This window comes from Bartonella sp. MR168JLCBS (assembly GCF_042194175.1).
In genome coordinates this window covers 383341-397899 of the sequence record NZ_JBHIMP010000001.1, presented here as the reverse complement: position 1 = coordinate 397899, position 14559 = coordinate 383341, and the positions used below count along the sequence as shown (strand labels likewise).

General features: G+C 40.6%; 11 protein-coding genes and 1 pseudogene. 6 read left to right on the top strand and 6 right to left on the bottom strand.

Translation table 11 applies throughout. The annotated features are described in order from the left end of the window. Positions 1–406 precede the first annotated feature (406 nt). Entirely contained in the window at positions 407–2197 is a 1791-nt protein-coding gene (locus tag ACFIK8_RS01530) for an ABC transporter transmembrane domain-containing protein (protein WP_375635520.1), read from the bottom strand. Positions 2198–2384: 187 nt separating this feature from the next. Between ACFIK8_RS01530 and rpmE the strand changes: the two genes are divergently transcribed. From rpmE to ACFIK8_RS01510, 4 genes and pseudogenes are all read left to right on the top strand, one after another. Beyond that, the gene (rpmE, locus tag ACFIK8_RS01525) at positions 2385–2606 is read left to right on the top strand and encodes a 50S ribosomal protein L31 (protein WP_015856961.1); all 222 of its coding nucleotides are present in this window, start codon (positions 2385–2387) and stop codon (positions 2604–2606) included. A gap of 243 nt (positions 2607–2849) precedes the next feature. Beyond that, entirely contained in the window at positions 2850–2975 is a 126-nt protein-coding gene (locus ACFIK8_RS01520; protein WP_375635519.1) for a hypothetical protein, read from the top strand. Positions 2976–2989: 14 nt separating this feature from the next. Beyond that, positions 2990–3247, top strand: a complete 258-nt coding sequence (locus ACFIK8_RS01515) for a hypothetical protein (RefSeq protein WP_375668876.1) — start codon at positions 2990–2992, stop codon at positions 3245–3247. A gap of 67 nt (positions 3248–3314) precedes the next feature. Beyond that, a pseudogene (locus tag ACFIK8_RS01510) lies at positions 3315–3566 on the top strand (ABC transporter); the annotation flags it as partial. Positions 3567–5540: 1974 nt separating this feature from the next. Here the strand turns inward: ACFIK8_RS01510 and ACFIK8_RS01505 are convergent. The 5 genes from ACFIK8_RS01505 to tkt form a co-directional block, all read right to left on the bottom strand. Further along, entirely contained in the window at positions 5541–5726 is a 186-nt protein-coding gene (locus ACFIK8_RS01505; RefSeq protein WP_375668875.1) for a hypothetical protein, read from the bottom strand. A gap of 892 nt (positions 5727–6618) precedes the next feature. Then, positions 6619–7650: a class I fructose-bisphosphate aldolase gene (locus ACFIK8_RS01500; RefSeq protein WP_375668874.1), complete on the bottom strand. Its 1032-nt coding sequence runs from the start codon at positions 7648–7650 to the stop codon at positions 6619–6621. A gap of 129 nt (positions 7651–7779) precedes the next feature. After that, positions 7780–8973, bottom strand: a complete 1194-nt coding sequence (locus ACFIK8_RS01495; RefSeq protein WP_375635658.1) for a phosphoglycerate kinase — start codon at positions 8971–8973, stop codon at positions 7780–7782. Between the two features lie 515 nt (positions 8974–9488). After that, positions 9489–10496, bottom strand: coding sequence for a type I glyceraldehyde-3-phosphate dehydrogenase (gap, locus tag ACFIK8_RS01490; protein WP_375635516.1), 1008 nt, complete (start codon positions 10494–10496; stop codon positions 9489–9491). Positions 10497–10698: 202 nt separating this feature from the next. Beyond that, on the bottom strand, positions 10699–12705 hold the full coding sequence (tkt, locus tag ACFIK8_RS01485; protein WP_375668873.1) for a transketolase: 2007 nt from the start codon (positions 12703–12705) through the stop codon (positions 10699–10701). A 334-nt stretch (positions 12706–13039) separates the two neighbouring features. Between tkt and ACFIK8_RS01480 the strand changes: the two genes are divergently transcribed. Then, positions 13040–13315: a DUF4164 domain-containing protein gene (locus tag ACFIK8_RS01480; RefSeq protein WP_005774573.1), complete on the top strand. Its 276-nt coding sequence runs from the start codon at positions 13040–13042 to the stop codon at positions 13313–13315. A 12-nt stretch (positions 13316–13327) separates the two neighbouring features. Next, positions 13328–13705 carry a cell division protein ZapA gene (locus tag ACFIK8_RS01475; RefSeq protein ID WP_375635514.1) on the top strand — a complete coding sequence of 126 codons (378 nt, stop codon included), beginning with the start codon at positions 13328–13330 and terminating at the stop codon, positions 13703–13705. Positions 13706–14559: the final 854 nt, after the last annotated feature.

Sequence of the window (14559 nt, the reverse complement as noted above, 5' to 3'; positions counted from 1 at the left end):
TCACGCGGGCTCTCTCTGCTTGCCACATACAAGAGACATGGTTTTGATTGATTTAATATAACTAAATTTGACATGAGAAAATCCTATAGTATTAATAATCTCTCATAAAAAACAATGAATTATCCTTATAAATCAACGTGACAGTGCTGTTATGAAGAGAACTCCTTGCACATCTTAATAGTTCATAGAGATTAACTGGGTGTCATTTTATATTCTGTACACAGATGAAGTATTTTTATAAAAATGCTCCGTCTCACGCAGAAAAAAGGACAGCCCGTTAAGACTTTAAAAAGAAAAACCTCTCAATGCTTGCCCTCTTTTTTCCATGAGAGATTCAAATTGATAAGCCTGTCTGAAAGGAGTGCTGGTTATGTCCTTAAAGATACTGCTCTTGTATCAAGATCACTTACTCCGGTGAAAATTGGAGTTTTGCGAGGTAAGCATAGACGCCATTTTTTGCCACAAGTTCTGCATGGGTTCCTTCTTCCACAAGAGCGCCTTTATCCATCACGAGAATACGATCAGCTTTTAAAATTGTTGCCAAACGATGTGCAATTACCAAGGTTGTACGATTTTGCATCAATCCTTCTAAGGCGTCTTGCACCAACTTTTCACTGTTTGCATCTAAAGCAGATGTTGCTTCATCAAGTAGCAACAGGGGTGCATTTCTTAGAATTGCCCGTGCAATACCAATGCGTTGTTTTTGCCCCCCAGAAAGCATGGTACCACGTTCTCCTACTTGCGTATCCAAGCCATCTGGTAAAGCTTGAATAAATTCAAGTGCATTAGCCGCCTTAGCGGCAGAAAGGATTTCCTCTTCATGAGTATTTTCAGTTCCAAAAATAATATTATCACGCAATGTTCCATCAAAAATGGCGACATCCTGTGGAACATAGGAAATTGCGCTGCGTAAATCTTCTAAAGAAAGGCGATTAATTTCCATGCCATCCAACCGAATTGTTCCACTTATCGGGTCATAAAAACGAAGGATCAAAGAAAAAATGGTGCTTTTTCCTGCTCCTGAAGCCCCAACAAAAGCAACCGTTTCGCCTGCCTTCACAGAAAACGAAAGCGAGCGTAAAATCTTCTCTTGTGGTCTAGAAGGATAAATAAAATCAACCTGATCAAAAACAAGTTCGCCTCGAACAGGTTGTTCCAATGATAAAGGATTTTTAGGAGCTACAATAGTAGGTTGTTCTTGTAGCAATTCGGAAAGCCGCTCAGCAGCGCCTGCTGCTTGGATTAACTCTGCCCCCAGTTCCGATAATTGCGCAAAAGTAGAAGCTCCAAAAACCGCATAAAGGACAAATTGCCCTAATGTCCCACCTGTCATCGTTCCATTCAAAACATCGCGCGACCCAATCCATAAAACAGCAACCACACTGCTAAAAACCAAAAAAATTGCAAACCCCGTAAAAAAGGAGCGCAGGATCACAGAAGCACGTGCTGTTTGAAAAGCCCGTTCTATCAATTGTGAAAACCGTGTTGCAACGAGTTTTTCTGCGGTAAAAGCTTGCACAGTGCGAATAGCACTTACCTGTTCTGTAGCAACAGCATTGGCATCTGCCAGACGATCTTGCGCCGCACGCGTACGAGAGCGAACTTTCCGCCCAAAAACCACCAAGGGAATAGCCACAACAGGAATAGCAACCAAAACCAACAAAGACAATTTAGCATTGGTAATCACCATCATCACGACGGCTCCGATCACTATAATCAACTGACGCAAAGCAGTAGAGGCGGTAGAACCCACAGCTAATTTTATTTGTGTGGTATCTGTTAGAAGCCTTGAAACAATCTCTCCTGAATGCGACCGATCAAAAAAAGCAGGAGAAAGTTTCATAATATGAATAAACACATCACGCCGTAAATCGGCAACAATCCGCTCTCCCAATGTGATAACACAATAATAACGGCCAGCAGAAGCAAATGCGAGAAGCAAGGCTAAGATAAACAAAATTCCGAAGTAAAAATTGATATGTCCATGGCTTGAAGTAGAAAACCCATGATCAAACATTTGGCGGATAGCCACAGGCAAAGCTAATGTGACAAGAGCAGCAACAGATAACGCTAGAAAGGCAAAGATAAACAACCAACGATAGCGCAAAAGATAAGGAAAAAAAATTGCAAGCGAAGAGAATGAAGATTTTTTAAGGGAAGACTTTGTAGATTTTTCTGAATGATTGAAGAGATTCATAAGGTTTCGCTCACTATATTGAATTTATAACACTTGATACAATGATGCATCTTGAACACTTGTTTTTTTATGCATGCTCAGCTATAGGAATAAATACTTTAATCAATGTATCAAAAAGACAAAGGAAGCGCACTTAAAAAATCGAGCAAGTGCTGTTTCATTCTGTAAACGCAAAAGGTTTTTACGCATGAAAGCGAATATTCATCCCAACTATCACACAATTACCGTTGTTATGACGGATGGAACCCAATATAAAACGCGCTCTACTTGGGGAAAAGAAGGCGATACTCTTAATCTAGATATTGACCCAAGAACGCATCCAGCATGGACAGGTGGCTCCCAGACACTCGTAGACCGTGGCGGTCGTCTTTCTAAATTCAAAAATCGTTTTGGTAATATTGGCATGTAAAAGCCTATTCCTGATTATAAAGAGCACAAGTTTTAAAAAATGATTGCTCTATTGTAAGTGATTGGTTTTTTTATGCTGTAAAGAGTGCACTTTAAATATTAATTCAAAAACGCATCCAACATAAATAGATGGGATCTTAGGCACTAATAAATCTTGGTGGCTGCGTTTTTTAAATTTAAAAATCAGTTTGAAATACGAGCATAAATCCTTCCTCGTAGAGTATAACTACCTGAAATAAAATAATTGCAAACCATTCTTCTTTTTTTGGAACTGAAAAATACCCGTGAAGAGAGTATTCTTGTCGCCGCTAAAGCGGCTAATGCGCTTGAACTGATTCAAGCTTTACCAGATAGCTTGATACGTGAATAGGAGAACGTGGTACCATGCTTTCTGGGGGACAAAAACAACGCATTGGTATTGCACGTGCAATTCTAAGAAATGCACCCCTGTTGCTGCAAGCCGGCACCATCATTATATTTGCCAGCTCATGGGTATTGCTACAGCCCTTGGCACTTGAGACGATTTATTATAAACATTTTAAGTCCTTCCTTAATATTTTTTTATTCACGCGGTCTCTCCCCACTTGTAACGTACAAGAGACATGGTTTTTGTTGATTCAACATGGAACAGGTTTGAAATGAGAAAATCCTGTAATATTCGGGATCCCCATTCAACATACAAAACAGTGAACTATTATTATAAATCAAAGTGTTGCTGCTTGATGAAGCAACATCTGCTTTAGATGCAAACAGTAAAAAGTTGGTGCAAGACGCCTTAGAAAGATTGATGCAAAATCGTACAACCTTGGTAATTGCACATCGTTTGGCAACAATTTTAAAAGCTGATCGTATTCTCGTGATGGATAAAGGCGCTCTTGTGGAAGAAGGAACCCATGCAGAACTTGTGGCAAAAAATGGCGTCTATGCTTACCTCGCAAAACTCCAATTTTCACCGGAGTAAGTGATCTTGATACAAGAGCAGTATCTTTAAGGGCACATAAACAGTACTCTTTTCAGACAGGCTTATCAATTTGAATCTCTCATGGAAAAAAGAGGGCAAGCATTGAGAGTTTTTTCTTTTTAAAGTCTTAACGGGCTGTTTTTTCTGCGTGAGATGGAGCATTTTTATAAAAATACTTCATCTGTGTACAAAATATAAAATGATCCCAGTTAATCTTTATGAACTATTAAGATGTGCAAGGAGTTCTCTTCATAACAGCACTGTTACGTTGATTTATAAGGATAATTCATTGTTTTTTATGAGAGATCATGAATACCATAGGATTTTCTCATGTCAAACCCTCATAGTGAATCAAACAAAATCTCTTGGCTTGCACATCACAAGCAGAGTTAGCGTGTGGAGTGAAGCTTTACAAAAAAGAACAAAATGCCTCTCTTATCCCTTTAAATACCAAGGGCTGTCACAACATTGGGGCGCTGGAAAGAGTATACGACTGGCAAAGAGTATAATGGTGCTCGCCTTACCGAGGAAGCCCTTATGCGGCCCACTTTATAGGCTGGATACAAGCTCTACCCTAAAGACTGATCACACTCTTAAAAAAACTGAATATGAAAAATTTTTCATGCCCTCTATCACCGCCCTAAACAATAGTGTTTACCGAAAATCATGACAAATTGTAATTCACAAATAGGCTTTTCTCATCTGCAAGAGTATCCTTTTATTCTCTTTCAAAAAAACGAACACTTTTTGAACATTGTTTGCAGATCCGTACTATTGAAAAAGAGCAAAAACTCTTTTAGCGCTTTTGGGCTTCTTATAACTTTTGTGAGCGCGTATAAGCAACAGCTTTTATAATAAACCAGCTGTTGGCAAAATCGTAAAATTTTATCAAATTTATTGTTTGTAAATATCACCACAACCACTGTTCTGCTCTTGCAGACACGCATCCTCAAAACACTTTCTCTTTGCTCACAAATTGTCTCTCCAGCTCTTTCTTCCAGTCATAGCCTATAAAAATAAGGATAGCGTACTTTAATTGGACACCATCTTCCCACACCACCACCAACGCCATCATTTATATTTACAGCCCTCAATTTTATAGCCACCCCCTGTCGTGCTTTAAGAAGGCACATTAACGATGATAGAAACATGTACAAAGAGGATATATTTTTAAGGTATTTATGTTTTAAAGCTTACACCAAATCATAATTTTTTTATAGCTAGTCAAGCGTCTGCAGAACTAACACCCTAACCCTTTTAAACCGTTCAGCTGTTTCAGTCACAGATAAGCCAAGTTCTACAATTATATCTTCAACCACGAGTTCACCGAGGTACAGAGGATTTTCCATCATTTTTTAGCACTCCCTCTTCAGTGATCCTCTGGATAATTAACTCATTCAGCATCTATACCAGCAAAGCCAAACATTACGTGCTAATTTTCCTTTACAATCATTAACCAATAGCCCTCAAAATGACCTTGTAGTGAATAGAGCTAAAAGGATAAGTCATTCAAAGTCATCTGGAGATATAGCTATATCAAAAGCACCTAAAATACGCCTTAGTTGCTCAGTATAGGCGACCTTCCCCCTTTTATCGTATCAGCTTGTAGAAGACTTTAAATCCTTTATGTTTAAATAAAAAAATCATAATTGGATTATATTGCATAAAGATGCTTTTTCTGATTTTTCCATTTAACACACGATAAGATACCATTTAGGCACCATGAGAAGCTTTCCCCTTATATCATGATTTCAGAGCCGCATGAGAAAAATAAAATAAGCCGTTTGGGTGTCTTAGGTCAAGGATGCCGTTAGACGCAACCTTTAAAGAATTTCCTTGAGCTTAAGGATCAAGGCTTGTTAGTCCTCTCATTAAACGCAGGTCTAATGTTATGATCTTGGAGAGCGATTATTAAGAATTTGAGAGGCAGACAACCTCTCATTTTGATTTATATGCAAACAAATTGCACTCTATTTATTCAGGGAGAATAAGAACATACCCAGGAGGTGCTAAACGGAATAAGAGAGCGTCGTAACCCCACGCAGCAGACAGGCAGCAAATAGAAGAAACGCCTTCAAGAATTGTTAAGAATAATGCGTACGATATAGCGGCTTCATCTGCTGCTTCACGGCGTTCTATGAGATATCCGAAAAAAAACAAAAAGCACCCTATTCCACTCACCGACCCAAAGACTTTTAATGCGGTATGAACCGGTCCACGTATGCTGAGCAAGATAATAAAAATTATGAAAGTAAATACTGTAAAGATCCCTTCGAATACCCCACGCACCATATTGCACAATTTTCGCATCATAATTACAGAAAAGCTCTGTTCTGCGTATCGATTTTTTCTTTTTGTGCTTGTATTCTTAGAAGATATGCTGTCCACAACTCCCCCCCATTTTAAGCCAAAATGCTGTAAAATTAGCTATTTGTAATTATATCATCATAAAATACAAGAAAAATTTATTCATTTTAACGAAAAATAGGTGTTTTATTGAGGTGCAAATCTATTTTGTTAGCAAGAGTTATTCAATCCGTTCGTCAATAGAAAGGCTACCCCCTTGCAGAGGAAGCTATCCTGACGCACAAAAACTTCATAAGCTGTATATTAAAATCCACTCAGACATCGCAACTCTCTAATCTACCCGCTTAATCCACCTTTGAAACTGCAATCAAATGAATTCTGCTGATGACAAGTAATGATAACATGAAAAAGAAAAAATATCACAATATCAAACTCTTCAATACAGTCTTAGTTTTATGATTTTCATTCAAAAAGCAAGTGCCCACCCATGAACGACACCATACTAAGATGCTGCGCATTCACAAATTTCCTTTAAAGCACCATCTCCCCTTCCCGCAATCGCACCTCTTGCGCAATATTATCTCTCGATAGTACCCATTAGAGACTTTTAAAAGGTCCAAGGAGAAAACTCTCTGAGAAAACTTTCAAGCCTAAAACGCCCCCGCCATTTTTATCATGATGAGGGCACCCAAAATCACGCAGAAACATGTAAAATCTCTCCGCATTTAGGTATAGGGCTTGTGCTTCAAGCGCACGCTTTTTCTCGTTCTGTTGTCCATTGTCCCAAAGCCGCAAGATGATTCATCAAAGCCCGATGACTAAATGCCTTCTGTGCAACAGCAATATTCTCATCTTTTCCAGCCCATGCTTTTAAAGCAGCTGCTTGCAATGCTCGTCCATAAGAAAAAGTCAATTTCCAAGGCAATGCGCCCAAAGAATTCATGGCAGATAAATGCGCCGTTGCTTCCTGATCAGACTGCCCTCCAGAAAGAAAAGCAATTCCTGGAACAGCGGCAGGAACAGTCTGTTTAAGCACCTGGACGGTCTTTTCAGCAACTTCTTCGACAGAAGCCTTGCGCGCATCCTTACCATCAATCACCATATTGGGCTTTAAAATCATCCCCTCCAAAAGAACACGAGCTTCAAATAATTCTTTAAAGACGGTCTGTAAGACAGCTTTTGTCACCTCAAAGCAGCGTGTAATGGAATGCCCACACGATGGTCCATCCATCAACACTTCGGGCTCAACAATCGGCACAATCTTGAACTCCTGACACAAAGCAGCATAGCGTGCAAGAGCTTGTGCATTTTGTCTTATTGCTCCTCTTGTTGGCAAAGTGTGTTCATCAATAGCAATCACCGCACGCCATTTAGCAAAACGTGCTCCCAAAGCATAATAGTCTTTTAGCCGTTCACGAAGACCATCCAACCCTTCGGTAATTGTCTCTTGAGGAAAAGCGGCCAAGGGTTTTGCACCGGTATCAACTTTAATCCCTGGCAAAGCGCCTGCATCCCGAATAAGATCCGTCAACATTTTCCCAGTTGATGCTTTTTGCCGAATGGTTTCATCAAATAAAATAACCCCAGAGATGGCGCTTTCCATTGCTTCTTTTGTACTAAAAAGCATTTCACGATAAGCACGGCGTCTATCTTCATTGGATTCAACACCAATGCTTTCAAAACGCTTTCCAATGGTCGCCGTACTTTCATCTGCCGCCAAAATACCTTTACCCGCATGCACCAAAGCAAGTGCAATATCTTCAAGCCGTTCATTCATAAAAAAATCCTCTTTATTTTGTCTTAAAATTTCATTTTGTCTTAAAACTTCCAAAAGTGCGCAACACTATCAAAACACCCTTAAACGACCGTATAGTTTTTCTTTAACCTTCTTCTTCAAAGAAGCCCTCTAAGCCTGCATAAGGGCAAGAATTCCAGGCAGAACCTTACCTTCCATCCATTCTAAAAAAGCCCCTCCAGCAGTCGAGAGATAAGTAAAATCATTGGCAACACCAGCATGATTAAGAGCAAAAACTGTATCGCCCCCTCCCGCAATTGAAACCAACTTTCCCGTCAAACTACGTTCTGCTGCATGGCGTGCAACTGCAATGGTCCCCTTATCAAAAGGAGACATTTCAAAAACACCAAGGGGTCCATTCCACACAAGAGTAGCAGCTTTATCTATCACAGTATTGATATGCGCAATAGAGCGTGTCCCAATATCCAATATCATGCCATCTTGTGGAATATCTTCAATGTCATAAAGACGATGCGGTGCATCTTTTTCAAAGCGAAATCCAACGACAGCATCCTGAGGGAGCAGAAGCGTACATTGACACTCTTGCGCTTTTTTAATGATTTTTTTTATCGTGTCCATCAGTGCATGTTCACACAGTGACTTACCAACAGACACACCTTGCGCTACTAAAAAACTGTTAGCCATGCCCCCACCAATCACGAGATGATCAACTTTTTCCACCAAATGATTGAGCACAAAAAGCTTGCTGGAAACTTTCGCTCCTCCCACAATGGCAACCACAGGGTGTGTTGGATTGCCAAGTCCCTTTTCTAACGCCTGCATCTCACCTTGCAAAGAACGCCCTGCATAAGAAGGCAACAAATGCGTTATTCCCTCCACCGAAGCATGGGCACGATGAGAAACTGAAAAAGCATCATTGACATAGAGATCCCCATTATGAGCCAAAGCTTCCGCAAAAGAACAATCATTCTTTTCTTCACCAGCATAAAAACGAACATTTTCAAGCAGTAAAATACCCCCATTTTGTAATGACTCAACCGCAACCTGCACCACCGAACCGATGCAGTCAGGAGCAAAAGAAACAGGCTGATTAATGATCTTTTCCAGCACTTGCACAACAGGACGGAGTGAAAACTCTGGCTCTACCTTTCCTTTGGGGCGACCACAATGAGAAAGCAGAATAAGTTTAGCACCCCGCTTTTGTAGCTCAACGAGTGTCTCTTTATGTCGCTCTAAGCGTGTCGTATCACAGACCTTGCCCTGCGCCATTGGCACATTAAAATCCACCCGCACAAGAACACGTTTTCCAGTGACATCAACATCATCAAGTGTACGAAACCCCATCACTGCTTCCTCTTCACTTTCCATTGTTTCAAATAAAAACGCATCCAACAACCCTGCCCACTTTTCTTTCCACTTATCCCCTCTTTGCTTTTACAAGAGATCCACGACAGCCCATCTCTCACCCTCTGCTTCTGAAAAGCCAAAGCTTTCATCATCAAATGTACAAAAGCCCACCATTGCTCTTAATCTTCATATCCCATTGTGGCAAACAAATGCATTGGCTCAACTTGATCTCTATTAAAGCTTCCTTTTACTTCTAGGCAAAAGAATTTACATCTCCTAATTTTCTGACGTTTTCTCAAAGAGTGTCTCGTTCAGATCTTACTTTTTCAAAGTTTACTCTTTCATGCAGCTTTTAAAAGCACGTATTGACCCAGTATTAAAACAAAACACACCATCAATTTTTCAATAGTTTCTTCTCTCCAGCGCATGAGAACAACAGCCTCTATCTGTTGTTCTCAAAATTGTACAAAAATGAGACTTTTTCCTATAAAAAGGAGGACCCTGAGGTCCTCTTATATTGTCTTAGCAAAAGCCACAGCCGTATCACTCATACGGTTAGAAAAGCCCCATTCATTATCATACCAAACCAAAACGCGACAGAGCTTACCATCAATCACTTTTGTTTGATCATTGTGGAAAATAGCTGAATGAGGATTATGATTAAAATCACAACTCACGAGTTTTTCTTCTGTATAATCCAAAACGCCCTTCAAAGGACCTTGTGCAGCAATAGCAATGGCTGTATTAATTTCTTCAATTGTTGTGGAACGCTTAGCGGTAAATGTCAAATCAACCACAGAAACATTAGGGGTCGGAACACGAATCGATACACCATCAAGCAATCCCTTTAATTCTGGCAAGACCAATCCCACAGCTTTTGCCGCTCCTGTTGAGGTAGGAATCATAGAAAGAGCTGCCGCACGTGCACGATAAAGGTCACGATGCATTGTATCCAACACAGGTTGATCACCCGTATAAGAATGGATTGTTGTCATAAAGCCCTTTTCAATGCCCACCGTGTTGTGCAAGACTTGTGCAACAGGCGCCAAACAATTGGTTGTACAAGAAGCATTTGAAACAACGCGATGCTCGCTGCTTAAAGATTGATGATTAACCCCATAGACGACCGTAAGATCTGCTCCTTCAGAAGGCGCAGAAACAAGAACACGCTTTGCCCCCGCATCCAAATGAGCACTTGCTTTATCACGCGCAGTAAAAATGCCCGTACATTCTAAAGCAATATCAATATCCAAATCTTTCCAAGGCAATTGAGCAGGATCACGCTCTGCGCATACCTTTATTAAACCACTCCCCACATCAATGGCATCCCCTACCACCTTAACGGTCCCAGGGAAACGCCCATGAACTGAATCATAGCGCAACAAATGGGCATTTGTTTCCACCGATCCCAAATCATTAATTGCGACCACTTCAATATCTTTCCGTTCACTTTCCACAAGTGCACGTAAAATATTGCGACCAATACGACCAAACCCATTAATTGCAACACGAACTGTCATTTCACATGTTTCCTCATCAATTTTTTAAGCACAACATTTAAAATACAATAAATGGGTATTTCACCAATCCCAAATCATTAATTCCCACAATGTCAATATCTTGATCACTCACTCACTTATCCACAATAATGCACAAGATCATCCAGAACACTGCACAGAATATGATGCCCTAAAACCACCCCATTCATGACAACACAAGCTGTCATTTTGTCTTTTCCTCTTTGATCTTTCCAAGCTCTTTTTCAACAGTGGCGACCACATTCTCACAAGTAATACCGAAATGCGCATAAAGGGCATCAATTGTTCCACTTGCCCCAAAGCCCTCCATACCAATAAACACACCATCACAGCCAATAAAACGGTCCCATCCTTGGGCGACAGCAGCTTCAATGGCAATTTTAATCGGCGCATCTCCAATGAGAGCACGCTGATAGGAGAGAGATTGTTGAGAAAAGAGTTCAAAACAAGGCACAGAAACCACACGCGTTGGAATGCCTTTTTCTTCTAACACCGCATGTGCCTCCACCGCAATTTGCAATTCTGAACCAGAAGCAAACAGCGTCACTTGTGCATCATCGCTAGCTGTTAGGAATTCATAAGCACCGAGCATACAGAGATTTTCTTCTTCATACTCTTGACGCAAAAGCGGTAGATTTTGTCGACTCAAAGCCAAGGTAGAAGGCGTTTTGCGTGCTTTCAAAGCCAATTGCCAACACTCAACTGTCTCCATAGCATCAGCAGGGCGGAACACAAGATGATTAGGCATTGCGCGCAGGCAAGCCAAATGCTCCACGGGTTGATGGGTAGGACCATCCTCACCAAGACCAATGGAATCATGAGTCATGACATAAATCACCCGCAATCCCATCAAAGAAGAGAGCCGCATAGCGGGACGCATATAGTCAGAAAAGCATAAAAAGGTTCCCCCATAAGGAATAAAGCCGCCATAAAGGGCAAGACCATTCATCACGGCTCCCATTGCATGTTCGCGAATTCCATAATGCAGATAGCGCCCTGAAAAATCTTCAGCAGAGATACTTTTCATCTGACTGCTTTTGGTATTATTAGATCCGGTTAGATCAGCCGAACCACCAATGGTCTCAACAACGACTTCATTGATCACTTCAAGAGCCATTTCCGAGGCTTTACGCGTAGCAACAACGGGGCGCTCTTCAACCAGTTTTTGTTTATAAGTATCAATAGCGCCATCAAATCCACCCACGAGATCGCCTCGCATCAATCTTTCGAACTCCACACGCTCTGAGACAGGAAGATCAGCAAATTTTGCTTCCCACTTTTGACGTTTTTTAGCAGCATTGAGACTAGCCAAGCGCCAACTATCGAGAATATCGGCTGGAATAACGAAAGGCTCAGCCTCCCACCCTAAAGCGATACGGGTTTCAGTGATTTCTCGTGTGCCCAAAGGAGCTCCATGAACTTTATTGGTACCCGCTTTATTTGGCGCTCCAAAACCAATTGTTGTTTTACAAGCAATCAAAGTTGGTTTATCGGAATTTTGTGCCGCCTCAATAGCCCGCGCAATTGCTGCTTGATCATGCCCATTGACTTTATGGGTCTCCCAACCAGAAGCTTTAAAACGCGCAATCTGATCAGTACTATCAGCAAGTGAAATCTCTCCATCGATGGAAATATTATTATCGTCCCACAACACAATCAACTTATTGAGTTTCAAATGGCCAGCAAGGGAAATCGCTTCTTGAGATATCCCTTCCATAAGGCATCCATCACCCACCAACGCGTAAGTGTAATGATTGATGAGATCACCAAAACGGGCATTTTGCAAACGCTCCCCAAGAGCCATTCCCACGGCATTTGCCAACCCTTGTCCAAGTGGCCCAGTGGTTGTTTCGATTCCCGCCACATGCCCATATTCTGGATGCCCAGCAAGCTTTGCCCCTAATTGGCGAAAATTTTTGAGATCCTCAAGAGAGAGATCCTCATAACCAGAAAGATACAAGAGAGCATAAAGCAACATAGACCCATGCCCCGCCGATAACACAAAACGATCACGGTTAGGCCAGCGAGGATTTTTAGGATCATGAGCAAGGAATTGTGTATAAAGGACCGTAGCAATGTCGGCTGCCCCCATTGGTAAGCCCGGATGACCAGAATTTGCTTTTTCAATCGCATCAATAGCAAGAAAACGGATAGCATTGGCCATCTGATTCTGTTGGTGGGTATTTGTCATGAATAATCGACCATTTCGTTAAATACGTTATTCTGTTGCTTTTTCCGTATTCTCTTAAAATTCTCAAGGAATACTATTTTTTAACCATTAGCGTGAAACTTTTTGCCACCACTTCAATAACATTAACAACATTCCCCTCACGCGTCCTGTATATCCATGTCATTTATGTCAATACGCGCAAAAAATCCAGCTTTTAATTTATATCTATCCCCTGCTTTGCTTGCTAAAATATCCTACATACTTAAAAATAAAATGCACACAATACAAAATTGAAAGTGATTCGTTTTTGCATAACACATTGATAAAGGATACAATTACCCAAAGGATAAAAGCAATGAACCAAGAAACGACGGTTCTACAAGATGCTCTAGAGCACCTAGAAAAAGCACTTAGAACTTTAGAGATCACCATAATAAACCGCAATGCCGTTATTGATAAAAATAACGAATGGGAAGAAGAAATTCAACGAATGAATGCTGACCGCAGCCATCTTGCTCAAGCGCTTGACAAAGCTGAAGCCCAAATTGAACGCTTAGAGTCCGTAAACAAAGAAGTTTCCAAACGTCTTATTAAAGCAATGGAAACAATTCGTGTTGTCATTGATAGATAAAGGTTTGAATGTATGGAAACTGTTTCCGTTACCATTGATGGTAAAATTTATCGCATGGCTTGTGATAAAGGACAAGAACGTCGTCTTATCGCGCTTGCTGCTCAATTGGATCAATATATCACACATTTAAAGAACAATTTTGGTGAAATTGGCGACCATCGTTTATCGGTTATGGCTGGCATAATGATTATCGATGAAATGGAAGAAATAAAACGAGAAAATAAAAAACTACAAGAAGACTACAATGCTCTTTTACGACTCCACAACGAAAGAGACCGCACCATGGGGAAAATTATGCGTGACACCACACAACGCATTGAAAATCTCACCAACCAATTGCTCAAAGATGATCAAAACAGCACAAACTTTCAAGAACAGGAAGATTTCTAAAAGTACATCAGCGCGTAACAAACCAGTGATTTTACTTGTCCGCTACACCTCACAGGATAAAAACTCTTAAACCCACACCAGTCTGTAAATGGTCCAGTTTTTTATAGAGAGGATTCCAGCTACTCACCACTTATGGGATAAACTTAAAACTCAACAAGAAAAACTCGGCCCTGAATATTTCACCCCTGCACAAACACTTCTTATATCAAAGAGGAAACCTTATATCACCACCCTTCAAATGAGATGTCTTTTAACAGCACAACAAGATAAAAAACCAACATCATTGTAAAAAAATCATATAAATGACAACAGAAATAAACAAATAAAGCATGCTTCGAGAAAAGAACTATATTCATGTTCCCTACGAATGCATACCAAAAGTCCTTGCCCCTAGATAATACCAAGCAGATTCAATATATATTCAAAATATATTTAAAAAATAACCGTATCTATTATCCCGTAAAACACCGCCATTTGATAATATAAGCACCATGGAGTCTTTGCACCTAGAATGTCCATCAGATGAAACCCACCTAGAAGAACCGTATCATTTATAAACCAGCGTGAACTTTAGTATTTTCATCCTTTAGAGCAGGAAAAAAGCCAAACCCGAAGATTATGTTAATCTGAGACAACTTCAAACATCATAAACGACAATAATAACTCTTGCAAACATTCTCTCCCGACATCTTTATCCTTATAACAAACAATCCATCCATATCTCTCTCCCCAGTCCTCAAAATCTCCACGCTTAATAAAAGAAAGAGCAAACCGGCACCATCATTATAACCGGCCCCCAATATTGCAACAGCCCCCTTGGCTCTTAAAACGATTCATAAGAGAGGACAACCTTT

Bases quoted from the DNA above. Each gene is read 5' to 3' on its own strand.
- gap (WP_375635516.1), bottom strand. From the start codon at position 10,496: ATGACAGTTCGTGTTGCAATTAATGGGTTTGGTCGTATTGGTCGCAAT.
- ACFIK8_RS01495 (WP_375635658.1), bottom strand. From the start codon at position 8,973: ATGGGGTTTCGTACACTTGATGATGTTGATGTCACTGGAAAACGTGTT.
- rpmE (WP_015856961.1), top strand. From the start codon at position 2,385: ATGAAAGCGAATATTCATCCCAACTATCACACAATTACCGTTGTTATG.
- ACFIK8_RS01480 (WP_005774573.1), top strand. From the start codon at position 13,040: ATGAACCAAGAAACGACGGTTCTACAAGATGCTCTAGAGCACCTAGAA.
- ACFIK8_RS01500 (WP_375668874.1), bottom strand. From the start codon at position 7,650: ATGAATGAACGGCTTGAAGATATTGCACTTGCTTTGGTGCATGCGGGT.
- ACFIK8_RS01515 (WP_375668876.1), top strand. From the start codon at position 2,990: ATGCTTTCTGGGGGACAAAAACAACGCATTGGTATTGCACGTGCAATT.
- tkt (WP_375668873.1), bottom strand. From the start codon at position 12,705: ATGACAAATACCCACCAACAGAATCAGATGGCCAATGCTATCCGTTTT.
- ACFIK8_RS01530 (WP_375635520.1), bottom strand. From the start codon at position 2,197: ATGAATCTCTTCAATCATTCAGAAAAATCTACAAAGTCTTCCCTTAAA.
- ACFIK8_RS01475 (WP_375635514.1), top strand. From the start codon at position 13,328: ATGGAAACTGTTTCCGTTACCATTGATGGTAAAATTTATCGCATGGCT.